Raw genomic sequence first — 24,994 nt, forward strand, 5'->3', positions numbered from 1 at the left:
GCCCTTCCTGAACGAACCGACACGCGGGGCCGATGCACCGCGTGTGGATCTGCCGGGCGTCGATGTCGTCCGGTTCGTCGCGGTCGCGGCCGTGCTCTACTCCCACATCGCCTTCTACCTGATCGACGACCTCGGGACGGGCTGGTGGGGCATCGACCTCACCTACGAGGTACTCGTCAAGGGCGCCGGCCTCAACCAGCACCTGTCGTCCGTCGGGGTGACGGCGTTCATGATGCTCACGGGCATGCTCGTCACCCGGTCCGCGATCCGGCAGGACCGCCGGAAGTTCCTCATCGCCCGGGCCGCGCGGCTCCTGCCGGCCTTCTGGGTGGCGATCCTCGCCGCGGTCGTGCTCGTGTGGCTCGGCATCAACGGCACCTTCAGCGGCCACACCACGGTGTCGGTCTCCGAGGCGTTCCTGTCCTTCTTCCTGGCTGCGTTCTTCCTGAAACCACAGGTGATCGTGCTCGGCGTGGTGTGGACGCTCGCCGCACAGATCTCGTTCTACCTGTGGTGCGTGGCGGGACGGTCGCTGCTGCGGACGGCGCCGGTGGCGGTGCCGATGCTCGGCGCCGTGCTGTGCATGCTGGTGCTCCTCTACAACCTGTACGTGCCCGAGCCGTACACGGTGCCGTTCCTGTCGAAGATCGCGTCGACGCTGCCGACCTTGTTCCTGGGGCAGATCGTGTACTTCGGCTGGGCCGGCCTGATTTCGCTGCGCGCCCTGCTGGCGGCGATGTTCGCGCAGATCGCGGTGATCGTGATGGCCACGGACATCAACGTCTACTGGTCGGGCAGCCGCTATCTGTGGACGGTGACGGTGGTCTTCGCGGCGATCGTGCTGGTCGCGCGGTACGACGGGCGCCTCGCGCGCTCGACCGTCGTCTCCTGGGTCGCGACCCGCAGCTACTGCATCTACCTGACCCACACCCTCGTGATGTACCGGATCTACGAGAACACCGTGGGCATCGTCGGCACGACCGCGGCGATCGTGCTGCTGCTGATCGGCTGCGGTCTCGTCGCCGAGGTGCTGTACCGCAGCGTCGAGGTTCCGGCTGCGCACTGGATCAAGAGCCGCTGGCTCGCGCCGAAGCAGGTCGCTTCCGACGAACGGACTGTCGCTCCGACCCGCGCGTAGCATCGGGTCATGTCCTGGTTCGACGAGATCCTCGCCCGTGCAGGTTCGAAGTCGCAGATGGTGACGCGCGAGGACGCGCTCCCCGGTCGCGCCGAACCGCTGCCCGTCCCCGAGACCCACTACGTCAACGGCAACCGCATCGTTCCCCCCTTCCCCGAGGGCCTGCAGGCCGCAGTCGTCGGCATGGGTTGCTTCTGGGGCGCCGAGAAGGAGTTCTGGCAGCTCGACGGCGTCTACTCGACCGCGGTCGGCTATTCCGGCGGCTACACCCCCAACCCCACCTACGAGGAGGTGTGTTCCGGCCGGACCGGGCACACCGAGGTGGTGCTCGTCGTCTTCGACCCGAAGGTGATCGGCTACGAACACATCCTGCAGCAGTTCTGGGAGAACCACGACCCCACCCAGGGCATGCGGCAGGGCAACGACCACGGCACCCAGTACCGCTCGGCGATCTACACCCACGACGAGACGCAGATCGAGGTCGCCGAGGCCACGGCCGAAGCGTTCGGCAAGCGACTGGCCGACGCCGGATACGGGCAGATCACCACGGAGATCGCCCCGCTCACGCAGTTCTACTACGCGGAGGACTACCACCAGCAGTACCTCGCGAAGAATCCCAACGGCTACTGCCCCGTCCACGCCACCGGCGTGAGTTGCCCGGTGGGCCTCGGCGCCTGAGAGAGCGTCGGGCCTCAGGGTTCGACGGTGTCGCGCACCACATCTCCGCTCGCAGTGCGAGTGTGAGATGCGTTGGCGTTCCTTGAACTTCCCCGAAGGCGGACGCATTCTGGAAGAAGGGATCATTCCAGAGGGGGAAAGGGACGGCTTGCCGACATGACGACCAGAGCGGGGTATCTGCGGCGTACACGGCGAAGTCTGCGCAGGCGGGATCCGCTCGTGCGTCGCACCGACAAGCTCGAGGCGCGCTGCTTCACCCTCATGATCGCCGTGATGGCGATCATGATCCCCGTCGCGGTGTGGGTGTCCGCCACCATGTGGAGCTCCCAGCTCGAACTCTCCGAGAAGCAGAACGCCGAACGTGTCAGCGTCACGGCCGTCCTCGACGCCGATGCCCTGAGCGACTCCTCCGGATGGGGCGAGACCGTGAAGATCTCCTCGGCCCCCGCGACCTGGGGTTGGGGCGACGAGACGCGCCACGCGCTCGTCCAAGTGGACAGTCTCGCGACCGCGGGCAGCGAGGTGCAGGTCTGGGTCGAGGCGAGCACCGGCGAATACACGCAGCCCCCGCTGACCACCTCCGCCGCGAAGTTCACCGCCGTGCTGTTCGGGGTGTGGTTGTGGACGTTCGCCGCCGCCGCCGCGGCCGGGCTGTTCGCCCTCGCGCACTGGCGTCTCGAGGTGCGGCGCAGCCGTGAGTGGAGCCGGGACATCGAAGCGTTCCTCGGCTCCACCAGCAGCCACTGACCCGGCTAGGACTGCAGGCACCGCCTGCGCGTCAGAGATCCGCGACGGCGGACATGACCTCGTTCGCCACCAGTTCGAGGTGCTCGAGATCGGCGAGATCGAGGACCTGCAGGTAGATGCGCTGCGTCCCGGCCTCGGCGAAGGTGCGGATCTTTTCGATCAACTCCTGCGGCGTGCCCGCGAGTCCGTTCTCCCGCAGTTCGTCGACCTCACGGCCGATCCGTGCCGCGCGACGCGCGATCTCGTCCTCGTCCCGGCCGCAGCACAGCACGAGTGCGTTCGAGTAGGTCAGTTCCTCGGGGTCGCGTCCGGCATCCCGGCAGGCCGAGCGCACCCGCTCGAACAGGACCTTCGTCTCGTCCAGCGACTTGAACGGCACGTTGAACTCGTCGGCGTAGCGCGCCGCCAGTGCCGGCGTGCGCTTCTTGCCTGCGCCGCCCATGACGATCGGTGGGTGGGGACGCTGGTACGGCTTCGGCAGCGCCGGGGAGTTCTCGATCCGCACGTGCTCGCCCTCGTACGAGAACGTCTCGCCCTCGGGGGTGTCCCACAGGCCGGTGATGACCGCGAGGGACTCCTCGAAGCGGTCGAACCGCTCCTTCAGCGTGGGGAAGGGGATGCCGTAGGCGAGGTGCTCCTCCTCGAACCAGCCGGCTCCGAATCCGAAGTCGACGCGTCCGCCGCTCATGGCGTCGACCTGCGCGACGGAGATCGCGAGCGGGCCGGGGTACCGGAAGGTCGCCGAGGTGACGAGCGTGCCGAGGCGGATCGTCGACGTGTCGCGGGCGAGACCGGCCAGCGTGATCCATGCGTCCGTCGGTCCGGGCAGGCCCTCGGCGTTCATGGCCAGGTAGTGGTCGGAGCGGAAGAACGCGCCGTAGCCGAGTCGTTCCGCGGTCTGTGCGACGGCGAGGAGGTCGTCGTAGGTGGCGCCCTGCTGGGGTTCGGTGAAGATGCGTAATTCCATGACCCGATCATTTCAGCGACGGAACCGGCGCGGGCCATCGGCGGGTGCTTGTCCACTGTGAGATGTCTCGAGCGTGATTCCCCATGCGTGGATAGGCCTGTTGATGAACCTGTGGAAACTGTGGATAACTCCAGCGGATGGGGTTGATGGGGAGTGTTGTGGAAGACCCACCTGCCCCACCTGCGGAACAGTATCGGTACGACCACACCCACATCCGTTCACGCCGCGTGCCACTATTGAGACGTGAGCTTTTCCGACGTGCCCACCGTGTCGGTCGACCTGGTACCCGAACTCGGCGACGAGGTCGTCCTCCTCGACGTCCGCGAGGACGACGAATGGGAACTCGGACACGCCCCCGGCGCGCTGCACATTCCGCTCGCCGACGTGCCCGCCCACATCGAGGAACTCGACCCCGACGCCGAGATCTACGTGATCTGCAGGCAGGGCGGCCGCTCCCTCGGAGCGGTCGAGTACCTGGCCCGCATCGGGTACGAGACCTTCCAGGTCGCGGGCGGCATGGTGGCGTGGCAGAAGCACGGACTCCCGCTCGTCTCCGAGCGCGACGAACCGGCAAAGATCTATTGATGTCGGCCTATCAGATCTGTGTGCGCTGTGAGAATCGCTGGCCGGTGACATATCAGCCGCGGCAGTGGTGCCCGGCCTGCCGCGGTGTGCTGCTCTCACCCGTCGCCCCCGACGGGACGGTTCCTCCGTCGCGCCGTAACTTCCGCTGGGTCGCGCGACCCGCGGGTGGTGCTCCGACGACCGAACCGACGTCGCCTGCGCACGGGTGTCCGGCTCCAGAGACCCCGTCCTATCGTGAGATGCCCCGCTGGGGACTGCTCGATCCGCTCCCGGACGAGGACGTCGAACCCGATCGCGCCGAGACCGCCGCCGACCTCGCGCCGACGCTGCTCGTCGGCGCCGCCGTCGTCTTCGGTCTCGCGGCGGTCGCCGAGGCCGTCCGGTACGGAGTGTTGCTGTACAACCGCACCCGTCTCGTCGACCCGCTCGTGCTCGCGTTGTCGGATGCCGCGGTGTGGGCGACCCAGGTGGTCGGGCCGGTCGTGGCGCTGGCCGCGGCGGTCGCATCCGGATTGCGGTTGATCGACCTGCGCCGGCGCATCTACGCCGAGCGTGGTCTCGCCGAGTCGCGGTCGCCGCTGTCCATCCTCGCGGGGCTGGTCGTTCCGGGCCTCAACCTCGCGATGCCCGGTGTCTTCCTCACCGAGATCGCCGACCGCGACCCGCGGTTGCTCCGCGCGATCCGCACCTGGTGGGTGTTGTGGGTGGTCAACGGTGTGCTCATGGTGGCGCTGCTCGCGTGGCGTCAGCGCGACACCCTGCAGGCCCGCGCCGACGGCGTCCTGCTCACCGCCGTCCTCGCGGCGCTCGGGACGGTCGTCGCGCTGTCGACCCTGCACGTCCTGCGCCTGTTCGACGACGCCGACCTGTGGGGACGGCCGCTGCGCCGTCGCCGCTTCACCCACGCGGCAGGTCCGGCCTCGTCGCCGATCGCGCCCATCGTCCCCGCCGCCGTGCGCGAGCAGGAACAGGCCCGCGAAGAACAGGACGACGCTCCGGAATCGGCCGGAGAACGAGCGGACGACGAGGAGCGCGTTGAGGCGGTGGCGCCGTGACCCGCAGCGCGCATCCCCGGGTCGTCGCGCATCGCGGTGCGTCCGCCGCCCTCCCGGAACACACGATCGGCGCCTACGAGCTCGCGTTGAAGGAAGGTGCCGACGGCGTCGAATGCGACGTGCGGCTCACCCGCGACGGTCACCTCGTGTGCGTGCACGACCGCACGATCGACCGCACCTCGAACGGCACAGGTGTCGTCAGCGAGATGACCCTCGACGAGCTCGCGCAGTACGACTACGGACGCCCCGGCGAGCCCGCCGACCTGCTCACGCTGCGGCAACTGCTCGAACTCGCCATGGACTTCACGAGTGTCCCGGTGAAGGTCTTCGTCGAGACCAAGCATCCCGTCCGCTACGGCGGTCTCGTGGAGAGCAAACTGCTCGCCGAACTGGCCCGCTTCGGTCTCGCGACCCCGGCATCGGCCGATTTCTCCCGGGTGGTGGTGATGTCGTTCGCGGCGGGGGCCGTCTGGCGCATCCGCCGGGCCGCGCCGCTGCTGCCCACCGTGTTGCTGGGGGAGACCTCGCGCTACCTGCGCGGCAGTGCCGCGACCACCGTCGGCGCGACCGCTGTCGGTCCCTCGATCGCGACGCTGCGCGAGCACCGCGATCTCGTCGACCGGGCTGCGCTGTCGGGCCGGGCCACCTACTGCTGGACCGTCGACGACCCCGCCGACGTCGAACTGTGCCGCGAGCTGGGCGTCGAGTGGGTCGCCACCAACCATCCCGGGCGCACCAAGCTGCAGCTCGACGCCGCCTTCGATCGGTGAGCACCCCCACCCGGTCCCGCGACCTCGACATCGCGACACGGGTCGCCGTGTAGTTTGACGCCGTGGCCAAGAAGAGCAAGAGAAACAGCGGACCCAAGCCCGGCAGCAACCGCGCCGCGAAGCTCGAGCAGCGCCGACTCGAGCGGGAAACAGCGGCCGCCGCGACGTCCCGGCCCTTCGAAGGACTCGCCTTCGAATGCGATCTCGTGGCACTGCGCGAGTTCGTGCCGTCGGCCCTCGCGGAGCTGCCCGCGGCCGAGGACGGCCGTCGCGTCGTGGGTGCGACCATCCTCCCCGGCGGGGTAGCGGCCCTGGTCCGCGAGGAGAACGGTGAGCCGGTCGCGTACGTCGGCCTGCAGCTCGCCACCGGCTTCGGCCCGGACCCGGCGGGTGAACTGGCCGCGGCCCTGTACTGGGCGCACACGGCCGAGCCGGGCTCGTCGCTGCAGGTCGCGAGTGTCGACGACGACACCCCGCCGTTGGCCGAGCTGATCGACCCGGCAGCCGTGCCGGCGATCACCGTCCACAACGACTTCGACTGGTGGATCCCGGCCGGTGTCGAACCGAGCGCCGAGATCGCGCACACCGTCAAGCACGCGAACGAAGCCGTGCTGCCGTCCGTGCGTCTCGAAGGCGACGGTCTCCGCGGCGCGTGGTGGGTCGATCCGGGCGAGAAGGCGCACCTGCGCTGGGTGCGCCCCGAGGACGAGGACGCGCTGATGGCGGCGCTGTCGCGCGTGCACGCGGCGGGCGGTCTGCACCTCGGTGAGGGATCGCGGTTCGCTGGTTCGTTCCGCACCCACGGTCTGCTGGTGCCGGTCTTCGACCTCGACCGCGAGAAGCACCCCGACGAATGGGTCACCCCGACCATCGAGTTCGGGCAGCGCCTCGACGAGGCCCTCGCCGTGGACGAACCGCTCACCGCCGCCGAGCGCCGGTCGCGCGACGGCCTGCGCAGCCGCCAGGTCACCCTGCGCTGACCCGCTCACGACAGCACGAAGGCCACCTCCTGCGGGAGGTGGCCTTCGTCGTTCCGGGTGGGCTGTCCCCGGATGGAGGAACGATCAGATGGCGCCGCCGGCGGCGAGCGGGGCATTGCCGCGCGGCTCGCGCACCTTCGAGTTGAGCTCGCGGGCCACGAAGTCCTCGAGGTTGAAGAGGTTGGAACCGGCACGGTCGGCCACGGTCAACAGGGTCGTCATCGTCGCAACCTCCTCGACCTGTTCCTGCAGGAACCACTGCATGAACTGCTCGCCGAGGTAGTCGCCCTCGTCGCGCGCGGTGCGGGCGAGTTCGACGATCTGGTCGGTGACCTTCTTCTCCTGGGCGAGGGCCAGCGCGATCGGCTCGCGGGCATCCTCGAACATCGACTGCACCGCGTCGACGCCGGTGAGGTCGACGGCCATGTCGCGGTCCAGGAAGTACTGGACGATCATCATGGCGTGGTTGCGCTCCTCGACGGCCTGCGCGTAGAAGTGCTTCGCCAGCTGCGGGAGATCGGTGTTGTCGTAGAAGACCGCGATGGCGATGTACTGATGCGACGCCGTGAACTCGTGGCGGATCTGGTCGTGCAGCAGCGTGTGGAACTTGGTCTTGGTCATGTCGCCCATCGTCGTCATGATCACGACGTTAGTGCAGGTCAACGCGCTTTTCATCCAAGCCTTGGCTACCCTTGGGCAACGCAGCATCGGCTACCCTACGGAAAATTCGGACAGCCTTCCCCAAGATCGACGACGATTCGCGGCGTCCGTCAGGGGGCCGGAGCGAGCAGTTCCGGCGGGATCGGGTCGCCCTCCGAGATGGCTCCGAAGAACGGCACGGCGCGCTCACGATCCCACAGCAAGACGTTGCCGATGCCGTAGACGTCGTCGAATCCGCCCACCGGAACCGTCGTGGTGACCGTCTCGCCGCGCATCGCCCACGCGAGTCGTGCGAGGTTCCACAGGTGGTCGCCGTCGTCGACCCGTAGCGACCCGGCCGCACCCGACATCAGCGACCATGCCCGGAAGGGGTTCAGGAAGGTGCCGGGACTGGTGGCCTTGCTCAGCAGCGCCGACAGGAACAGGCGCTGGTTGTTCATCCGGTCCAGGTCGGCGAGCGGGGTGGCGCGGGTGCGCACGAAGCCCAGGGCCTGCGCTCCGTTGAGCTCCTGGCATCCCGGTTCGAGCCTGAGTCCGGCGAGGGGGTCGTCGATCGGATAGGGCACGCAGATGTCGACCCCGCCGACCGCGTCGACGATCGACGCGAACCCGCCGAAGCCGATCTCGGCGTAGTGGTCGATGTGCACGCCCGTGGCGCCCTCGACCGTCTGCACGAGCAGTTGCGGTCCGCCCAACGCGAACGACGCGTTGAGCTTGTCCTGGCCGAAGCCCGGGACGCTCACGTAGGAATCGCGGGGCAGCGAGATCATCGTCGTGGCGCCCCCACCGGGCGGGATGTGGACGAGCAGCACCGTGTCGGTGCGGTCGGCGCCGACCTCCCCGCCGGTCGCGAGTTCCTGTTCCTGCTCGGGGGTGAGGCCCACGCGGCTGTCGGAGCCGACGAGCAGCCAGTTCGTGCCGGGGGTGTCGCCGACCCGGCCGTCGTAATCGGCGAGCGCATCGACGCGCGCGAGTGTGCCGTCGAGGTAGACCATGCTCGCGCCCATCGCGACGACGAGCACCACCAGGACGATCGCGAGTCGCCGCAGGATGCGCCGGGCACCGAGCGGGCGGCGTCGTGCCGGTCGTGAGGGCGGGCCCGGTCGTGAAGGCGGTGCCGCAGGGCGTCGCGGGGGTGCGGGCGGTGGTGTGTTCCCGCGCGGCGGGCGACGGTTCGGGGCGGGGTCGGCGATCCGTTCGGGTCGCTGCGTCGGTGCCCAGTCGCGTCGTTGCTGCGGGGGCGGTTGCTGCCGGTCCTGCCGCGGAGCGGGCCGGTAGTTCGGGGCGGGTGCCTGCGACCACGCCTGCGGTGACTGCGGTCGTCCGTCGCGCCGGAGCACCTGGGTGCCCTCGGGGGACGGCGGGGGGCCGCCGCGACGCTGTGACGGAGGAGCGCCCCGTCGCTGTGACGGAGGAGCGCCCCGTCGCTGCGGTGGCACCTCGCGCTGCGGGTTCGGCGGTACTGCCCGCCGGGCAGGAGGGCCCTGCGGGGGAAGTCCCTGCGGAGGCCGCGGCCGGTTCCGAGGGTCGCGAGGGTCGCCGTTCACCCGGACAACTCTACGTTCAGGGCAGCCAGGAGACGTGGCCTCTCAGTGCTTGGTAGCCCACGAAGGCGATGGTGTCGATGAGCGCGTGGGCGATCACGAGCGGCCACAACCGGCCGGTGCGCTGCCAGTAGCGCCCGAAGACCAGGCCCATGACGACGTTGCCGAACCCGCCGCCGACGCCCTGGTAGAGGTGGTAGCTGCCGCGCAGCAGGGCGGAGGCGAGCAACGACGAATTCTCCGACCAGCCGAGCTGCCGCAGGCGGGTGAGGAGATAGGCGACGACCAGGATCTCCTCCGCCCCGGAGTTGGCGATCGCCCACAGCACCTCGGTGGGCAGTCGCCACCAGTAGTCCTCGAGCAGGCTCGGCGCGACCGTCAGGTTCAGGCCGGCGGCCCGCGCCACCAGGTACAGCACCAGTCCGGGGAGTCCGATCAGGGCGGCCAGCCCCAGGCCGGGCAGCAGGTCCCGGCGCAGACCGGGTCGGGCGAGGCCCGCGAGTCGCGGTCCGACACCGCTGCGCCAGAGCAGGTACAGGCCGAGGGCACCCCAGGCGAGCAGGCGCACGATGCCGAGGAGTTGGCGGGCGAGATCGATGAACCCCTGCGACGAGCGTGGCGTGTTGAGGGCGACGGTCTGATCCGACAGCGGTTCTGGTGCCAGCGCCGCCTCGGCCAGCGACAGGATCGACGAGATCCCGCTCAGGCCGAAGGTGACGAGCAGGACGATGGTGATCTCGATCCACAGCGCGCGGCGCTCGGTGGGGTCGAGGGGCGGCTCGGGGTTGCGGGATGCGGGCCGCAGCCAGTCGCGAAGGGTCGTCACCGGAGCGATTGTGCCGGACCCTGCGTGGCCGGTCCCTTCGCCGCGGAGAGGCACCCCACCGGTTCGCGGTGATGTGTCCAATTTGACAGCGGTCCATGTGACCCATCACACTTCACATCGCCCGACCGATCGATCGCTCGGGTGCGGATAGGGGCCTTGGGGGCCGAGGGGAATCTGCGACCCGGAAGTAGGGACATGAACATCGAAACACCTGAGAAGAATTCTGTTGCAACAACTTCGGTGACTCTCGCATCGAAGAAGAAGTCTCTTCTCGCCAGCTCCGTGGGCAACATCCTCGAGTGGTACGAGTGGAGCGCCTACGCTGTGTTCGCTCCGTTCATCGCCGCAGCGATGTTCAACAGCGACAATCCGGTCTCGGCATTGCTGTCCACACTCGCGGTCTTCGCCGTCGGATTCCTGATGCGACCGCTCGGTGGCATCGTGTTCGGCCGCATCGCCGACAAGCGCGGCCGCAAGTTCGTGCTCGTCACGACCATGCTCATGATGGCCGGTGGCAGCCTCGTCATCGGGCTCATGCCCACCTACTCGTCGATCGGCGTGTGGGCGTCGGTGCTCCTGCTGCTCGCACGCGTGGTGCAGGGCTTCGCGCACGGTGGCGAGTCGGCGACCGCCTACTCGTACGTCAGCGAGATCGCGCCGCCGCATCGCCGCGGCATGTGGGGCAGCGTCGCCTTCGTCGCGATCTTCGGTGGTTCCGTGTTGGCGTACACGATCGGCGGAGCGGTCACCTCGACACTCTCCGAGAGCGCCGTGGGCGAATGGGGATGGCGCGTGCCGTTCCTCCTCGGCTTCTTCCTGGCACTGTTCGCCCTCTACCTGCGACGCAGCATGGAGGAGAGCGAGGTCTTCGACCAGCAGGAGACCCGGGTCGACGAACCGCGCATCCCGCGCAAGGTGGTCGTGCGTGCGATCCTGCTGATGATCGGCATGACCTCGGGTGTCACGGCGGCGCACTACACGTGGACCTCGTACGTCTCGACGTACGCGATCACGCAGAAGGGCATGGACGCCGACACCGCCTACTGGATGCTCGTCATCGCCCAGGTCATCGCGCTGGTGTCGCTGCCCTTCTGGGGTCTGCTCTCCGACCGGATCGGCCGGCGCCCGATGCTCGGCGGCTTCGCGGTTCTCATGTTCGCGCTGCAGATCCCGCTGACGTCGATGATCACGTCGGCCGGGTGGACGCTGCTCGTGTCGACCACTCTCGCCCTGCTCATCGTGTCGATCCCGGGCGCGATCCTGTCGTGCACCCTGTCGGAGAGCTTCCCGACCCGCCTGCGTACCCAGGCCATCGGCTTCGCCTACTCCTTCTCGGTGGCGGTCTTCGGTGGCACTGCGCCCTACTTGAACCAGCTGCTCACCGGCTGGGACATCGGCTGGGTCTTCGGGGTCTACATCATGGTGCTGTGCGTCGCGACCGGCATCGCTGCGCTGATCATGAAGGAGACGAAGGGTATCGACCTGCAGAAGGTCTGATCATTCGGATGATCCCTGCCGCCGCGTACCGCTCAGGTGCGCGGCGGCAGTCCGTTTCGGAAGGGGCAGCCGACGAGCAGGCGCAGCGCGCGGCTCAGGGCGGCGGGATCGTCGACCGGTTCGTGGAAGGGGATCCGCACGTCGTGGTCGTCGCCTTCGGACTCGACGCGTAGCCGCAGTCCGTAGCGGTCGAGGCCCAGGGGGCGGATTCGTCCGCCGCGGTGCGCGGGCGGGATGCGTCGCGCGATCTGCCGCACGATGTCGGCGTGGTCCTCTTCGAGGTGCTGGAGCCACCCGGTCTCGAGTGCGGCGAACGGGTCGGGAGCGGCGTCGAGGACGTCGGCGACGTCGACGGCCTCGGCCCCGGTGGTGTCGGCGGCGACGACGGAGTCGAGCGTCAGGCACAGCAGTTCGGAGCGGTGTCCGACGTCGAGGAGTTCGGGATGCGGCAGGATCTCCGCGATCTCGGCGGCGACGCGGCGCGGATGCTCCACGGGACGCAGGGTGCCGCTGAGCCAGATGAGCGACCGGACCGGATTGCGCAGGGCGATCGGGGAGTGGTCGGTGAGCTCGAGCATGGCGGGGATGCCGGCGCTGCCGGACTGCCAGGCGAGTGCGACGGGGAGGCTGTCCTCGGCGACGACCACCGCGACCTGTCCGTCGTCGAGGAGATGATGAACCGAGGTGGGGAGTGGATCGCAGCCGTCGATCGCGAGCTGCGTCGTGTCGGCGCGGATGAGGGCGGTGCGTACGCGTTCGGCCGTGGTCGGCGCGGGGATGACGGATGTGGTGGTCTGCATGCCAACCCTCCTTCTCGATGTAGGTGAGGCAAACCTAAGTCATTGTGATCGCGGTCGCAAGTGGTCCGTCGGTAGCCTGGATCGGTGCCGATCCCACTTCCCCTCGGAATGCCGCCGTCCCGCGACGAGCCCCGCGGACTGCTCGACGCGCTGCTCACACACCGGCACGACAGCCTCACCGACGCCCTCGCCGCGACCGGCCGCACGCTCGCCCCACCGATCGTCCCGGCCGCTGCCGTCACCGGATCACCCACCCGCGAACTCGTCGTCGAGCTCGACGCCTCGGCCGAACTCCCCTCGCCCGCCGGGTGGCGTCCGGTCCGGTATCAGGTCGACTGCACGGCCGAGGACCTCGAGGACGTTCTCGCGATCACCGCGCCGGCACCGCTGGTCGTCTACCCGCACGTGCCCGACGCCGCGCTCGCCGACGCCGCCCGCGCGCTCACCGAGGCCGGTCACATCCCCGGCCTGACCGCAGGTCGCGGGGGCGACGCCGTCGCCGACTTCCTCTCCGTCCTCGCTCACGCCGACACCGGTTACGCCGCCCGCGCGACCGGCACCGACGACGTCGTCGCCCTACTCTCCGCCACCGTCGCGGCGCTGAGCGGTTTCGACGTCCGCGAAGCCCTCGGGACTCCCGACGTGGCCCGGCTCCGGCGACTCGTACCGGAGGCCGCCGCGGCGGTGCGGGAGATCCTGCTGGTCGTCGAGGTCGACGACACAGACGCCGTCGTCCGGGAGCTCGAGGCGCTCGACCTCACCACCGGCTGACACGGGCCACCGCTCGGGTGCGGTTCACGCAGAGTCCGCCTTCCCGTCACGACCGATGCGTAACCTCGTACACGTGCCACGTATCGCCTATTTCGGACCCTCGGGAACGTTCACCGAGATGGCCCTCGACCGCTTCGAGAGCCTCGGTGCACTCGACGTGCTCGGCGACGGATCCGCCGACGTCGAGCGCGTCTCGGCCGCCGGCCCGCCCGCTGCCCTGCAACTCCTGCGCGACGGGAAGGCCGACGGTGCCGTCGTCCCCATCGAGAGCTCCGTCGAGGGTTCGGTGCCGCCCACCATGGACGCCCTCGCGCTCGGGCCGCGCCTGCAGATCGTGTCCGAGGTCGAACTCGACATCGCGTTCACGGTGGTCACCCGCGAAGGGATCACCCGCGATCGGGTCCGCACTATCGGTGCCTATCCGGTGGCCGCAGCGCAGGTGCGTCGCTGGATCGAGGACCACCTGCCCGACGCCGAGGTCGTGACCGCGGCCTCCAACGCGGGAGCCGCCGAGGACGTCGCGTCCGGCAAGGTCGACGCGGCGGTGTCCACGGCGCTCGCCGGACAGCGGCTCGGCCTGTCCGTCCTCGCCGACAAGGTCGCCGACTTCGAGGGCGCCCGCACCCGCTTCGTGCTCATCACCCGGCCGCGGCCCGTGCCGAAGCGCACCGGTGTCGACCGCACCTCGGTGGTGCTGCAACTCCCCAACGAGCCCGGCTCGCTGGTGCGCGCCATCACCGAGTTCTCCACGCGCGGAATCGATCTGTCGCGTATCGAGTCCCGGCCGACCCGCAGGGAATACGGCACCTACTTCTTCCACTTGGACTGTGTGGGTCACATCGACGACGCGCTGGTCGCCGAGGCGCTGCAGGGATTGCACCGCTTCGCGCAGGTGCGGTTCCTCGGATCGTGGCCCGCTGTGTCCGAACACGGTGTCCCACCCGTGTCGGACGACGAGGATGCGCGGTGGCTCGACCGACTGCGGCGCGGAGAGGACTGACGGTGAGCGGCAGATTGATCCTGGCCCGGCACGGCCAGACGGTGGCGAACGTCGCCCGGAGGCTCGATACGAAACTCCCGGGCGCGGAGCTCACCGAGCTCGGCGTCGAACAGGCCCGCACGCTCGGGAAGAACCTCGTCGAGCAGACGCCGTCGCTGCTCGTCGCGTCGCAGGCGCTCCGCGCTCGGCAGACGGCCGAGCACGCGGCACCGGTGGTGTCGCTCGAGACGGTCGTCCGCGAGGGCGTGCACGAGGTGCAGGTCGGCGAGCTCGAGGACCGCAGCGACGAGGAGTCGCACAAGTTGTTCATGAAGGTCTACGAGGAGTGGCACAACGGCGACCTGCGGGCGCGGGTCCCGGGCGGTGAGTCGGCGCTCGACGTGCTCGACCGGTACCTGCCCGTCCTGGAGTCGCTGCGCAGCGACTATCTCGATGCCGGTTCGGGTGACGTCGTGGTCGTCAGTCACGGTGCCGCGATCCGGCTCGTCGCCGCCTATCTGGGGAAGGTGCCGTCCGGCTTCGCCATCACCAACCACCTGGCCAACACCGAGACGGTCGAGCTGGTGCCGGTGGCCGGCGGTGGCTGGGAGTGCGCGCGCTGGGGAACCTTCTTCGCGCCCTTCCACGACACCGCGCGCGGTGGTGCCGACGACCCGATGGGGTGATACCGCCCACCTTTCGATCCTTCGAGCGCAAAACGTACGGGTATCCTCGGGGCGTCCGTATGAAGTAGCGATCGGTAGGTAGGTGCGGTTTCATGGGTGCTTCGAGCGACGGGGCCGACACCCTCACCAACGGTGAGGCGATCCCGGACTGGCGCATCCTCGAACCGATGCAGCTCAGTCCCATCCTCACCGCTGCCCTCGACGCCTTCTACGAGACCGGCTTCCACGGCACCTCGGTGCGGGAGATCGCGCGCCGCGTCGGCGTCACCGTCCCGGCGCTCTACTACCACCACGAGAACAAGGAAGGGCTGCTCATCGCCCTTCTCGAGCTCTCGACCAGCGACGTGCTCTCCCGAGCCCACGCCGCCGCCGAGGACGCCGACGGCGACCCGGTGCGCAGGCTGTCCAACGTCATCGAGGCGATTGTGCTGCGCATGACCCTGCGGGCCCGCCTCGCCGCCCTCGAGGGTGAGGCCCGCTACCTGAGCCCCGAGAACCGCCAGCGCTACCGTGCGGTGCGCAAGGGCGTCGAGCAGCTGGTGCGCCAGATCGTCGAGGAGGGCGTCGCCGCGGGCGTGTTCGACGTGGACGATCCCGCCGAGACCACGCGTGCCCTGCTCGGCATGTGCCAGTCGATCCCGCGCTGGTACCACGCGGAGGGCACGCTCAGCCCCGAGGCCGTCGCGCAGAAGTACGTCGGTATCGCCCTCAAGACCGTCGGGGTCTGACGGCCGGATCCGGTGTCGATCGAACTTCGGCGGTCGAAGTTCAGCGTCGGTCGAACCAGGTGACCTGCGTGCCGTTGCTGAACTCCTCGCGCGCGGTGACGTCGAATCGCGTGGGGACGAAGTTGCCCGACAGTGCCGGGATGCCGTCGCCCGCGATCACCGGATAGCTCTTGAAGATCAGCCGGTCGATCTCGGCGAACAGTTGCCCCGCGATGTTGCCGCCACCGCAGAGCCAGATGTCGAGCCCCTCTTCCGCCTTCAGCTTTCGGACCAGCTCGACCGGCGCGAGAGTGCGGGACACGACGTACTGCTGCATGTGGCTGTACGGACTCGCGAGCCCCAGCGAGAGACCGGGTTCGTAGGCACCGCGCCCCATGATCACCGTGTCCCATTCCTTGTTCGGCGTGTCGGCCGGCATGCCGACCTGTTCGCGGAGCGCGGTGGGGACGGCTTCCGGATATCTCGCGCTCATCGCCGCTGCCATGTCGTCGCAGATCGGATAGAAGTCGTACTCCCCGTTCGGCCCTGCGATATAGCCGTCGAGGGTCACTGCCACGTAGTAGACGAGCTTTCGCATGGTGGACCGCCATTCGTAGTACTATGGATGGAGTGGTTTGAAGGTAGTGCTACATATGGAGTGGTGTCAAGTGGTCAGGACGAATCCGGAACGACGACAGGCCTTGTTGGATGCCTCGATCGAGGTGCTGGCGCGCGACGGTGCGCGCGGGCTGACCTTCCGCGCGGTGGACAAGGAGGCAGGGGTGCCCACGGGGACGGCGTCGAACTACTTCGCCAACCGCGACGACCTGCTCGTCCAGGTGGGTCACCGCTACTACGAGCGGCTCCTGCCCGCCGACGAGGTCATGGCACAGTCGCAGGCGCCGCAGACCCGCGAATCCATGATCGAGCTGATGACGGAGGTGGTCGACCGGCTCATCCGGTTCCGCGCCGGCTATCTCGCGCTCCTCGAACTACGCCTCGAAGCCACCCGACGGCCCGAACTGCAGGCCCTGCTCACCGAGCGGGTGCGCGCCGACCTGGATTTCAACATCGCCAACTACCGGCACTCCGGCCTGCCGGGCGGTGAGAACGCCGTCGTGCTGCTCTATCTCGCGTTGAACTGGCTCGTGCTCGACCGACTCACCCTCCCCGGGATCGTCGACGAGGACCGTGTCGCCGAACTGGTGCGGGCGGCCGTCGAACGCGTGATCCCCGACGCCTGAAACGACTTCGGTGGATCCGACCCCGCTCAGCGAGGCCGGATCCACCGAAATCGTCGACGGTTCAACGACGGAAGTTCGCGGTGCGCTTCTCCTGGAAGGCCGTCACACCCTCGGTGAAGTCGGCGCTGCCGAGCAGGACGAGCTGCCCTTCGCGCTCGCGGGCGAAGGCGTGGTCGAGTTCGGTGAGCGTCGCGTCGTTGATCGCATTCTTCGTCGAAGCGAAGGCGGTCGACGGGCCGTCGGCGAGCCGATGCACGAGAGTCTCGACCGCACTGTCGAATTCGTCGTCCGCGTAGACGTCCGAGATGAGTCCGGAGGCCAGCGCTTCACCGGCCGGAAGTCGCTCGGCCAGCAGGGCCATCTTCAGCGCCCGCGCGCGACCGATCGACGCGGCGACGAGCGCGGACGCACCCCCGTCCGGCATCAGACCGACCCGGGTGAAGGCCAGCAGGAAGTATCCCGACTCCTTTGCGACGGTGAGATCGCATGCCAGAGCGAGCGATACGCCGACACCCGCGGCCGCGCCGTTGATCGCTCCGACGACCGGCCGGGGGAACACCCGGATCGCGGCAACCGCGCGGTTGGCGGCGTCGATCGTGTCGGCGGAGGGCGGAGCGCTCAGGTCACGACCGGAAAGGTCGGCGCCGGAACAGAACGCGCGACCGACGCCGGTGAGCACCGCGACCCGGACGGAGGTATCGTCGGCGTACTTCTCGAACGCATCGGCAATCGCCTCGAGCGTCTCGGTCTTCACGGCGTTCATCCGCGAGGGACGGTTCAGGGTGACGCGCAGGACGCCGTCGTCGACGGTCGTGTCGACACCGGGCAGGTCGTCGGTCATGGCTGTTCTCCTAGGGTCGGGACGTCAGGTCGAGCGCGACCTTGCCGGTCGCGGAACGGTTCTCGAGCGAACGCAGTGCTGCCGGAGCTTCGTCGAGGGGATGGAGGGTGGGTTCGGGGACGACGAGCGTCCCGTCGCGCAGCAGCGGTTCGAGTGCGGCCCACTGCCGCGCCGGGTAGCCGGGGTCGGTGCGGAGGTACTCGCCCCACCCCGCGCCGACGACCGAAATGTTCTTCAGCAGAAGGCGATTGACCTTCTCGGTGGGAATGCTGCCGCCGGTGAATCCGAGAACGACGGCCCGTCCACCCGGCGCACCGTGGGCGAGGACGGTCTCACCCGCCCGGTACCGGGCGCGCTCGTCGAGCGCGAAGTGCGCGGTGAAGTAGTTCATGAGCATCCCGGCGCCCGCGGTCAGCGACACGCTGTCGGGCAGCGGGAAGACCAGCTCGCGCGGCAGTGCGACGGTCTGCTGCCACGATCCGTCGATGGACAGCACGGCGACGCGTTGTCCGGCGGTGAGGCCGCTGCCCTCGGGTGCGCTGCGGACGATGCCCGCTGCTTCGGCGCCGAGCACGCACGGCACCGGACCATCTGGTAGCCGCCGGTCGTCTGCAACAGATCGGGAAAGGGCACGCCGGCGGCGTGTAGGTCGACGAGGACGAGCGAATCGCCTGCCTCGGGTTCGGGGATGTCGGTCACGCGGACGGCGTCGGGGCCGGCGTGTTCGGTCAATTGCGCTGCGCGCACGGGCGTCTCCTCGACTCGGGTCGTGATCCATCACTATCAGAGTGGCTTAGCGTGCGCTAGCTCTCAGAGATCATTGACCGAGCGCTAAGTCCGTGGTAGAGCTTTTAGCGATCGATAAGTACACCGCTGGGAACGTCTCCGGCCCGCACGCTGCACTTTCGAAAGGATCGTCATGGCCAACGCTGTCATCGTCGACGTCGTCCGTACCGCTGTCGGTAAGGGCAAGCCGGGTGGTGCCCTGTCCGGCACCCACCCCGTCGAACTCCTCGCCCACGTCCTGCGCTCGCTCGTCGAGCGTAACGACATCGACCCCGCGCAGGTCGACGACGTGATCGGCGGCTGCGTCGCCCAGGTCGGCGAGCAGTCCCTCAACATCTCGCGCACCGCGCTCCTCGCCGCCGGTTTCCCCGAGTCGGTGCCCGCGACCACCATCGACCGCCAGTGCGGATCGAGCCAGCAGGCCGCGCACTTCGCCGCGCAGGGCATCATCGCCGGTGCCTACGACATGGTCATCGCGTGCGGTGTCGAGTCGATGAGCCGCATCCCGATGGGCACCGCCACCCTCGGCAAGGACACCCACGGCCCGAGCATCCGTGCCCGCTACCCCGAGGGCCTGGTCAACCAGGGCATCTCGGCCGAGCTCATCGCTGCGAAGTGGAAGTTCGACCGCGACGCGCTCGACGCCTACTCCGCGCAGTCGCACCAGCGCGCCGCCGCCGCCCACGAGGCCGGCCGGTTCGACAAGGAGATCGTCCCGATCACCGTGGAGAACGCAGCCGGTGAGCAGGTCGAGCACACCGTCGACGAGACGATGCGCGCCTCCACCACCGCCGAGGGCCTCGCCGGCCTGAAGCCGTCCTTCTACACCGAGGAGTACGCCGCCAGGTTCCCCGAGGCGCAGTGGGTCATCACCCCCGGCAACTCGTCGCCGCTCACCGACGGTGCGTCGGCCGCGCTCATCATGAGCGAGGAGATGGCGAACAAGCTGGGCCTGACCCCGCGCGCCCGCTTCCACTCGTTCTCCGTCGCCGGCGACGACCCGGTCTTCATGCTCACCGCCCCGATCCCGGCCACGCAGAAGGTGCTCGCCCGCGCGGGTCTGGGCATCGACGACATCGACGCCTACGAGGTCAACGAGGCGTTCGCGCCCGTGCCGCTCGCCTGGGCGCACGAACTCGGTGCCGATCCGGCCAAGCTCAACCCGTGGGGTGGCGCGATCGCGCTCGGCCACGCACTCGGCTCGTCGGGCACCCGTCTGTTGTCGACCCTCGTCAACCACCTCGAGGCCACCGGCGGTCGTTACGGCCTGCAGACGATGTGCGAGGGCGCGGGCATGGCCAACGCCACCATCATCGAACGTCTCTGACTTCTCGAAGTCTCGAAGATCTCCGAACCGCAACCACTCTCGAAAGGGTAATCAATGATCGTCAACGACAGCGTCGCCGTCGTCACCGGTGGTGCCTCCGGCCTCGGTCTCGCCACCGTCAAGGCCCTGCTGAACGACGGTGCCCAGGTCGTCATCATCGATCTGCCGTCGTCCAACGGTGAGACCATCGCCAAGGAACTCGGCGACCGCGTCCGCTTCGTCGCCGCCGACGTCACCGACGAGGCCGCCGTCACCGAGGCCCTCGACGTCGCCGAGTCGCTCGGACCCGTGCGTGTCGCGGTGAACTGCGCCGGCATCGGCAACGCGATCAAGACCGTCAGCAAGAAGGGTGCCTTCCCGCTCGACGCGTTCAAGAAGGTCGTCGACGTCAACCTCTTCGGCACGTTCAACGTCATCCGTCTCGCCGCCGAGCGCATCGCGAAGACCGAGCCGATCGACGGCGAGCGCGGCGTCATCATCAACACCGCTTCCGTCGCCGCTTTCGACGGCCAGATCGGACAGGCCGCCTACTCGGCGTCCAAGGGCGGTGTCGTCGGCATGACGCTGCCGATCGCCCGCGACCTCGCGTCGCTGCTCATCCGCGTCGTCACCATCGCACCGGGCCTGTTCAAGACCCCGCTGCTCGGCTCGCTGCCGGAGGAGGCCCAGGCCTCGCTCGGCGCACAGGTGCCGCACCCGGCCCGCCTCGGCGATCCGTCCGAGTACGGTGCCCTCGCCGCGCACATCGTCTCGAACCCGATGCTCAACGGCGAGGTCATCCGCCTCGACGGCGCGATCCGCATGGCTCCGCGCTGACCCGAGCACCGACTGTGAGAGGAGGGGGTCGATGACCCCGGCATACGAGGCCGAGGAATCCGACACGCCCCACGCGGACGTGCCGTGCGCGGACTGGCGTGAGTTCCAGCCTCTGGGGCTCGACCCCATCCTCGAACACGCCCTGGAAGCATTCAGCGAGAACGGCTTCCACGGCACCACCGTCCGCGACCTGGCCGGCCGGGTCGGCGTGACGGTGCCCGCGCTGTACTACCACTACGAGAACAAGGAAGCCGTTCTCGTCACGCTGCTCGACGCCGCCGTCCTCGACCTCATCGACCGTGTGTCGGCCGCGGTCGCGGACGGCGGCGACGACCCGGTCGCCCGCTTCGTCAACGCCGTCGAGGCGATCGTGCTGAACATGACCCACCGTGCACAGCGTTCGGGCCTGGATTCCGAGGTGCGCCACATTTCCCCGGAGAACCGCCGGACCTACGCCGCGACCCGCAAGCGTCTCGAGCTGATGATGCTCGACCTGGTGCGCGAGGGCGTCGAACAGCAGGTGTTCGACGTAGACGACGTCGAGGAGGCCGTGCGCGCCCTCCTCGGGATGTTCCAGTCCATCGTCCGCTGGTACCAGCTCGGCGGTCCCCTCACTCCCGCTCGGATTGCCCAGCGGTACATCGTGATCGCACTGCGGGTCGTGGGTCACCACCCGGCCGCCTGAGAGTCTTTCCAACCACCTCCACGCAAGGAGTCCATGCCGTGCTGACCACCGCCTTCACCGAAACCTTCGGCGTCCGCCATCCCATCGTGCAGGGAGGGATGCAGTGGGTCGGCCGTGCCGAACTCGTCGCAGCGGTCGCCAATGCCGGCGCGCTCGGCATGATCACCGCTCTGACGCAGCCGACCCCCGAGGATCTCGCTAAGGAGATCGAACGCACCCGCGAGCTCACCGACCAGCCGTTCGGCGTCAACCTCACGATCCTGCCGGCGATCACCCCGCCGCCCTACGAGGAGTACCGCCAGGTCATCATCGACTCCGGTGTGAAGATCGTGGAGACGGCCGGATCGAATCCCGCGCCGCACCTGCCCGACTTCCACGCTGCCGGAATCAAGGTGCTGCACAAGTGCACCAGCGTCCGGCACGCCGTCAAGGCGCAGGACATCGGTGTCGACGGCATCAGCATCGACGGTTTCGAATGCGCCGGGCACCCCGGTGAAGACGACGTCCCCGGCCTCGTGCTCATCGCCGCCGCGGCCGAGAAGATCACCATCCCGATGATCGCCTCCGGCGGCTTCGGTGACGGTCGTGGTCTGGTCGCGGCCCTCGCGCTCGGCGCCGACGGCATCAACATGGGCACCCGCTTCATGTGCACCGAGGAATCGCCGATCCACCGCACCATCAAGGAAGCCATCGTCGCGGCGAGTGAGACCGACACCGAGCTCATCTTCCGTCCGCTGCGCAACACCGCCCGCGTCGCGAGCAACACCGTCAGTCGCGAGGTCGTCGAGATCCTCGACCGCGGAGGACAGTTCGAGGACGTGCGCGAACTCGTCGCCGGTGCCCGCGGCCGCCTCGTCTACGAGAACGGCGATCCCGAGGCCGGCATCTGGACGGTCGGTACCGTCCAGGGAATCATCCACGACATCCCCACCGCGGGGGAACTGGTCGAGCGCATCGTCGCCGACGCCGAGAGTCTCATCGCGGAGCGTCTGAGCGGCATGATGTCGCGCGTGAACGCCTAGGAAGCCATGAAACGCAACCATTTCGACGACGATCACGAGGCGTACCGGGAGACCGTGCGCGAGTTCCTCGCCCGCGAGATCGAACCGAACTACGAGCGGTGGGAGGAGGAGCGCCTCGTCGACCGGTCGGCGTGGATCGCCGCGGGCAAGTCCGGCATCGTCGGCCTCGGGGTACCCGAGGAGTTCGGCGGTTCGGGCGTGACCGACTACCGCTTCCGGCACATCGTGCAGGAGGAGATCGCGCGCACCGGAACGACCTCCTTCGGCGCCGGACTCGCACTGCAGGACGACATCGCGATCCCGTACATCCTCCACCTCGGCACCGAGGACCAGAAGGCGCGCTGGCTGCCGGCACTCGCCACCAGCGAACGAATCGGCGCGATCGCCATGACCGAACCGGGCGCCGGATCCGACCTGCAGGGCGTGAAGACCACCGCCGTACGCGAGGGTGACGAGTGGGTGATCAACGGACAGAAGACGTTCATCACCAACGGAATCCACTCCGATCTCGTCATCGTGGTGTGCCGCACCGATCCGAACGCGGGGTCGAAGGGCTTCTCGCTCATCGTCGTCGAGCGCGACACCCCCGGTTTCGGCAGGGGCCGCAAACTCCACAAGGTCGGTCTCGCCGCACAGGACACCGCCGAGCTCGTCTTCGAGGACGCCCGCGTCCCCGCCGGGAACCTCCTCGGCACCGAGGGTCGCGGCTTCGTGCATCTGATGGAGTACCCGATCGGGCGCGCCTACGTCGATGCACGCATCCAGACGATCTACGGTGGCACCACCGAGATCATGAAGGAGATCATCGGCCGCGACATCGCTGCCGGGTACGCGTAATCGTTTCAGGGAAGAGGGATTCGATCTTCGACCTCACAGGCAAGCGCGCTCTCGTCACGGGTGCTTCCGCGGGGATCGGTCTCGGCATGGCCCGGGGTCTCGCCCGTGCCGGCGCCGATGTCACCCTGTGGGGCCGGAGCGAGGACAAGCTCGCGAAGGCCGCGGCCGACATCGGGAGGTTCGCCGGCCGTGTGGCGACCCGCACGGTCGACGTCTCCGACGAGCAGGCCGTGACCGACGGTGTCGCGGCGCTCGTCGACGACTTCGGTGGGCCGTACGTGGCGAGTAAGGCCGCGGTGCTCGCGCTCGCGAACGGCTGTGCCGTCGAGTTCGCGCGTCACCGGATCCGGGTCAACAGCGTGCTGCCGGGCCGGATCGCCACCGACATGACCGGTCCGCTGCAGGAGTCCGACGTCTTCAACTCGAACGTCGTCGGCCGTGTGCCGCTCGGCCGGTGGGGCACCCCGGAGGATTTCGAAGGCATCGCCGTCTATCTCGCGAGCGATGCGTCGTCCTTCCAGACCGGCAGCACGACGCTCATCGACGGTGGCTACAGCATGTTCTGACCGGTCCTAAGCTGGTCCGGTGAACCAGCACCCCGCGATTCGTGACCGTGTGATCAGAGTGAGCGCCGTCGTTCTCCGCAACGCCGCCGGTGAGGTGCTCACCGTGCGGAAGCGGAACACGTCGCGGTTCATGCTGCCCGGAGGAAAGCCGGATCCGGGGGAGACCCCCGCCGAGACCGCCGTGCGCGAGTGCGCCGAGGAACTGGGCGCCGAACTGGATCTGTCGTCGTTGCGTCTCGTCGGGGTCTTCGACGCCGAGGCCGCCAACGAGCCCGGTTACCGGCTCGAAGGAACCGTCTACGAACACCCGCTCGTGGAGGTCGCCGGCGCCGCCGCGGAGATCGCGGAGACGCGCTGGCTCGACCCGGCGGCCCTTCCGCTGCCCGACGATCTCGCGCCGCTGCTCGAGCACCACGTCCTTCCCGCTCTCGCCTCGGCCTCCCGATAGTCCCGTTTCCGCAGAGGTATTGCGCAGTTCTCATCCATGGGGAAATGTGATGAGCAGTCACCTCGCACATCACGGAAGGTCTCCCATGGCGCTCACCGCTCTGATCGAACTCGAATTCAAGGCCGACTCCCTCGACGACGCGAAGAAGGTCATGACCCGCGCGCTCGACGAGACGCGACAGTTCGACGGATGCGACGGCATCGAGATCCTTGTGGATCAGAAGAACGAGGCCCGTTGGGTGGTCGTGGAGAAGTGGCGCTCGGCCGAGCACGACGCCGCCTACCGCAAGTTCCGCGCCGGCGAGGGTGCCATCACCGAACTCGGACCCCTCCTGGCGGGAGCGCCGAAGCTCGAGCACTTCACCACCCTCTGAGTCCCCCACCGGAGCGCGGGCGGAGTCGGTCGTCACCCGGCGGAACGCGGACGGTAGGGTGACCCCCGGGGCGGACGTGTGCCGTTTGCCTCGAAGTGACATCGACTGTGGAGGTAACCGGGCATGTTGGAACTCTTCGGCGTCATCGTCGTGTGGCTCACCGTGGCCGTCGTCGCTGTCGGAACCGTCATCATGTTCGTCGTGTCGACGCTCAGCCCGCACTTCGGTCAGCGCAAGGCCAAGGGACCCCGCCTCGACAAGGCGACCGCGGCCCGCAACAAGTAGCACCCGGTACCGATCGCGAAGAGCGCCTCAGCCCCAGCCCAGCTGGTGGAGGCGCTCTTCGTCGATTCCGAAATAGTGCGCGATCTCGTGGACGACAGTGACCAGTACCTCGTGCACGACGTCGTCGTCGCTCTCGCAGATGTCGAGGATCGCGTCGCGGTAGATCGTGATCGTGTCCGGTAGCGATCCCGCGTAGTGGCTGTCGCGCTCGGTCAGCGCGACGCCCTGATACAGACCCAGCAGGTCGGGTTCTTCCTCGTGGCGGGGCTCGACGAGGACCACGACGTTGTCGATCGCCCGCGCGAGTTCGCGGGGAATCTCGTCGAGCGCTTCCGAGACGAGCTCCTCGAAGTGCTCGTCCTCCAGGTGCACCG

30 protein-coding genes and 1 pseudogene are annotated in these 24,994 nt (G+C 68.7%); 22 read left to right on the plus strand and 9 right to left on the minus strand.

Annotated features, from left to right (window positions below; genetic code table 11):
- Positions 1-43: 43 nt before the first annotated feature.
- From A5767_RS20905 to A5767_RS20915, 3 genes are all read left to right on the plus strand, one after another.
- Positions 44-1,138 carry an acyltransferase family protein gene (locus A5767_RS20905; protein WP_033097862.1) on the plus strand — a complete coding sequence of 365 codons (1,095 nt, stop codon included), beginning with the start codon at positions 44-46 and terminating at the stop codon, positions 1,136-1,138.
- A gap of 9 nt (positions 1,139-1,147) precedes the next feature.
- Complete coding sequence (gene msrA / locus A5767_RS20910; RefSeq protein ID WP_006553397.1) at positions 1,148-1,816, plus strand: peptide-methionine (S)-S-oxide reductase MsrA; 669 nt, start codon at positions 1,148-1,150, stop codon at positions 1,814-1,816.
- Positions 1,817-1,972: 156 nt separating this feature from the next.
- Complete coding sequence (locus A5767_RS20915; protein ID WP_442978769.1) at positions 1,973-2,563, plus strand: Rv1733c family protein; 591 nt, start codon at positions 1,973-1,975, stop codon at positions 2,561-2,563.
- A gap of 31 nt (positions 2,564-2,594) precedes the next feature.
- On the opposite strand, the gene A5767_RS20920 is transcribed toward A5767_RS20915, so the two are convergent.
- Positions 2,595-3,530, minus strand: a complete 936-nt coding sequence (locus A5767_RS20920; protein WP_064853071.1) for an LLM class F420-dependent oxidoreductase — start codon at positions 3,528-3,530, stop codon at positions 2,595-2,597.
- Positions 3,531-3,788: 258 nt separating this feature from the next.
- Here A5767_RS20920 and A5767_RS20925 point away from each other — a divergent pair, with 258 nt between their 5' ends.
- The 4 genes from A5767_RS20925 to A5767_RS20940 all read left to right on the plus strand — a co-directional run bounded on the left by A5767_RS20925 (position 3,789) and on the right by A5767_RS20940 (position 6,920).
- Positions 3,789-4,115 carry a rhodanese-like domain-containing protein gene (locus A5767_RS20925; protein ID WP_006553400.1) on the plus strand — a complete coding sequence of 109 codons (327 nt, stop codon included), beginning with the start codon at positions 3,789-3,791 and terminating at the stop codon, positions 4,113-4,115.
- Positions 4,115-5,170 carry a DUF4328 domain-containing protein gene (locus tag A5767_RS20930; RefSeq protein ID WP_064853072.1) on the plus strand — a complete coding sequence of 352 codons (1,056 nt, stop codon included), beginning with the start codon at positions 4,115-4,117 and terminating at the stop codon, positions 5,168-5,170. Before A5767_RS20925 ends, A5767_RS20930 begins: the two co-directional genes overlap by 1 nt.
- Positions 5,167-5,940, plus strand: coding sequence for a glycerophosphodiester phosphodiesterase (locus tag A5767_RS20935; RefSeq protein WP_064853073.1), 774 nt, complete (start codon positions 5,167-5,169; stop codon positions 5,938-5,940). The genes A5767_RS20930 and A5767_RS20935 overlap by 4 nt, the downstream gene beginning before the upstream one ends.
- A gap of 62 nt (positions 5,941-6,002) precedes the next feature.
- The gene (locus tag A5767_RS20940) at positions 6,003-6,920 is read left to right on the plus strand and encodes a DUF5926 family protein (protein WP_064853074.1); all 918 of its coding nucleotides are present in this window, start codon (positions 6,003-6,005) and stop codon (positions 6,918-6,920) included.
- An 84-nt stretch (positions 6,921-7,004) separates the two neighbouring features.
- On the opposite strand, the gene A5767_RS20945 is transcribed toward A5767_RS20940, so the two are convergent.
- The 3 genes from A5767_RS20945 to A5767_RS20955 all read right to left on the minus strand — a co-directional run bounded on the left by A5767_RS20945 (position 7,005) and on the right by A5767_RS20955 (position 9,950).
- The gene (locus A5767_RS20945) at positions 7,005-7,550 is read right to left on the minus strand and encodes a ferritin (protein WP_229568520.1); all 546 of its coding nucleotides are present in this window, start codon (positions 7,548-7,550) and stop codon (positions 7,005-7,007) included.
- 140 nt (positions 7,551-7,690) lie between these two features.
- Positions 7,691-8,920 (minus strand): LCP family protein, encoded by a 1,230-nt coding sequence (locus A5767_RS20950; protein WP_231913244.1) that lies wholly within the window; start codon positions 8,918-8,920, stop codon positions 7,691-7,693.
- Positions 8,921-9,143: 223 nt separating this feature from the next.
- Entirely contained in the window at positions 9,144-9,950 is an 807-nt protein-coding gene (locus tag A5767_RS20955; RefSeq protein ID WP_006553406.1) for a CPBP family intramembrane glutamic endopeptidase, read from the minus strand.
- Positions 9,951-10,145: 195 nt separating this feature from the next.
- Here A5767_RS20955 and A5767_RS20960 point away from each other — a divergent pair, with 195 nt between their 5' ends.
- Positions 10,146-11,447, plus strand: coding sequence for an MFS transporter (locus A5767_RS20960; RefSeq protein ID WP_033097859.1), 1,302 nt, complete (start codon positions 10,146-10,148; stop codon positions 11,445-11,447).
- Between the two features lie 32 nt (positions 11,448-11,479).
- Here the strand turns inward: A5767_RS20960 and A5767_RS20965 are convergent, their stop codons facing one another.
- A complete protein-coding gene (locus tag A5767_RS20965; protein WP_024102653.1) occupies positions 11,480-12,247 on the minus strand; it encodes a DUF2470 domain-containing protein in 768 nt (255 codons plus the stop codon).
- 108 nt (positions 12,248-12,355) lie between these two features.
- Between A5767_RS20965 and A5767_RS20970 the strand changes: the two genes are divergently transcribed.
- The 4 genes from A5767_RS20970 (at position 12,356) to A5767_RS20985 (ending at position 15,411) form a co-directional block, all read left to right on the plus strand.
- Entirely contained in the window at positions 12,356-13,018 is a 663-nt protein-coding gene (locus A5767_RS20970; RefSeq protein WP_064853075.1) for a hypothetical protein, read from the plus strand.
- Between the two features lie 73 nt (positions 13,019-13,091).
- Positions 13,092-14,018 (plus strand): prephenate dehydratase, encoded by a 927-nt coding sequence (pheA, locus tag A5767_RS20975; RefSeq protein WP_006553410.1) that lies wholly within the window; start codon positions 13,092-13,094, stop codon positions 14,016-14,018.
- A 2-nt stretch (positions 14,019-14,020) separates the two neighbouring features.
- Positions 14,021-14,683 carry a histidine phosphatase family protein gene (locus tag A5767_RS20980; RefSeq protein WP_037217338.1) on the plus strand — a complete coding sequence of 221 codons (663 nt, stop codon included), beginning with the start codon at positions 14,021-14,023 and terminating at the stop codon, positions 14,681-14,683.
- 92 nt (positions 14,684-14,775) lie between these two features.
- Positions 14,776-15,411: a TetR/AcrR family transcriptional regulator gene (locus A5767_RS20985; protein ID WP_006553412.1), complete on the plus strand. Its 636-nt coding sequence runs from the start codon at positions 14,776-14,778 to the stop codon at positions 15,409-15,411.
- A 40-nt stretch (positions 15,412-15,451) separates the two neighbouring features.
- Here the strand turns inward: A5767_RS20985 and A5767_RS20990 are convergent, their stop codons facing one another.
- Positions 15,452-15,988, minus strand: coding sequence for a dihydrofolate reductase family protein (locus A5767_RS20990; RefSeq protein WP_064853076.1), 537 nt, complete (start codon positions 15,986-15,988; stop codon positions 15,452-15,454).
- 70 nt (positions 15,989-16,058) lie between these two features.
- On the opposite strand from A5767_RS20990, the gene A5767_RS20995 reads away from it, so the two are divergent.
- Complete coding sequence (locus A5767_RS20995) at positions 16,059-16,634, plus strand: TetR/AcrR family transcriptional regulator (RefSeq protein ID WP_006553414.1); 576 nt, start codon at positions 16,059-16,061, stop codon at positions 16,632-16,634.
- A gap of 61 nt (positions 16,635-16,695) precedes the next feature.
- Here the strand turns inward: A5767_RS20995 and A5767_RS21000 are convergent, their stop codons facing one another.
- Positions 16,696-17,475: an enoyl-CoA hydratase gene (locus A5767_RS21000; RefSeq protein WP_006553415.1), complete on the minus strand. Its 780-nt coding sequence runs from the start codon at positions 17,473-17,475 to the stop codon at positions 16,696-16,698.
- Positions 17,476-17,485: 10 nt separating this feature from the next.
- A pseudogene (locus tag A5767_RS21005) lies at positions 17,486-18,222 on the minus strand (alcohol dehydrogenase catalytic domain-containing protein).
- 172 nt (positions 18,223-18,394) lie between these two features.
- Between A5767_RS21005 and A5767_RS21010 the strand changes: the two are divergent.
- From A5767_RS21010 to A5767_RS23485, 9 genes are all read left to right on the plus strand, one after another.
- Positions 18,395-19,588 carry a thiolase family protein gene (locus tag A5767_RS21010; RefSeq protein ID WP_064853077.1) on the plus strand — a complete coding sequence of 398 codons (1,194 nt, stop codon included), beginning with the start codon at positions 18,395-18,397 and terminating at the stop codon, positions 19,586-19,588.
- Positions 19,589-19,642: 54 nt separating this feature from the next.
- A complete protein-coding gene (locus tag A5767_RS21015; protein WP_019290368.1) occupies positions 19,643-20,404 on the plus strand; it encodes a 3-hydroxyacyl-CoA dehydrogenase in 762 nt (253 codons plus the stop codon).
- Positions 20,405-20,435: 31 nt separating this feature from the next.
- Complete coding sequence (locus A5767_RS21020) at positions 20,436-21,089, plus strand: TetR/AcrR family transcriptional regulator (protein WP_006553419.1); 654 nt, start codon at positions 20,436-20,438, stop codon at positions 21,087-21,089.
- Positions 21,090-21,127: 38 nt separating this feature from the next.
- Positions 21,128-22,111 carry an NAD(P)H-dependent flavin oxidoreductase gene (locus A5767_RS21025; RefSeq protein ID WP_019290366.1) on the plus strand — a complete coding sequence of 328 codons (984 nt, stop codon included), beginning with the start codon at positions 21,128-21,130 and terminating at the stop codon, positions 22,109-22,111.
- A gap of 6 nt (positions 22,112-22,117) precedes the next feature.
- Positions 22,118-22,948, plus strand: coding sequence for an acyl-CoA dehydrogenase family protein (locus tag A5767_RS21030; RefSeq protein WP_064853078.1), 831 nt, complete (start codon positions 22,118-22,120; stop codon positions 22,946-22,948).
- Positions 22,949-22,971: 23 nt separating this feature from the next.
- Entirely contained in the window at positions 22,972-23,514 is a 543-nt protein-coding gene (locus A5767_RS23945) for an SDR family NAD(P)-dependent oxidoreductase (RefSeq protein WP_064853106.1), read from the plus strand.
- A 49-nt stretch (positions 23,515-23,563) separates the two neighbouring features.
- A complete protein-coding gene (locus A5767_RS21040) occupies positions 23,564-23,962 on the plus strand; it encodes an NUDIX hydrolase (protein ID WP_170318549.1) in 399 nt (132 codons plus the stop codon).
- A gap of 85 nt (positions 23,963-24,047) precedes the next feature.
- Positions 24,048-24,335: a putative quinol monooxygenase gene (locus tag A5767_RS21045; RefSeq protein WP_006553423.1), complete on the plus strand. Its 288-nt coding sequence runs from the start codon at positions 24,048-24,050 to the stop codon at positions 24,333-24,335.
- A gap of 123 nt (positions 24,336-24,458) precedes the next feature.
- Positions 24,459-24,620: a hypothetical protein gene (locus tag A5767_RS23485; protein ID WP_016933301.1), complete on the plus strand. Its 162-nt coding sequence runs from the start codon at positions 24,459-24,461 to the stop codon at positions 24,618-24,620.
- A 27-nt stretch (positions 24,621-24,647) separates the two neighbouring features.
- On the opposite strand, the gene A5767_RS21050 is transcribed toward A5767_RS23485, so the two are convergent.
- Positions 24,648-24,986, minus strand: a complete 339-nt coding sequence (locus tag A5767_RS21050; protein ID WP_033097890.1) for a metallopeptidase family protein — start codon at positions 24,984-24,986, stop codon at positions 24,648-24,650.
- Positions 24,987-24,994: the final 8 nt, after the last annotated feature.

Origin of the sequence: Rhodococcus sp. 852002-51564_SCH6189132-a, assembly GCF_001665495.1 — a bacterium.
GTDB classification, from domain to species: Bacteria; Actinomycetota; Actinomycetes; order Mycobacteriales; family Mycobacteriaceae; genus Rhodococcus; species Rhodococcus pyridinivorans.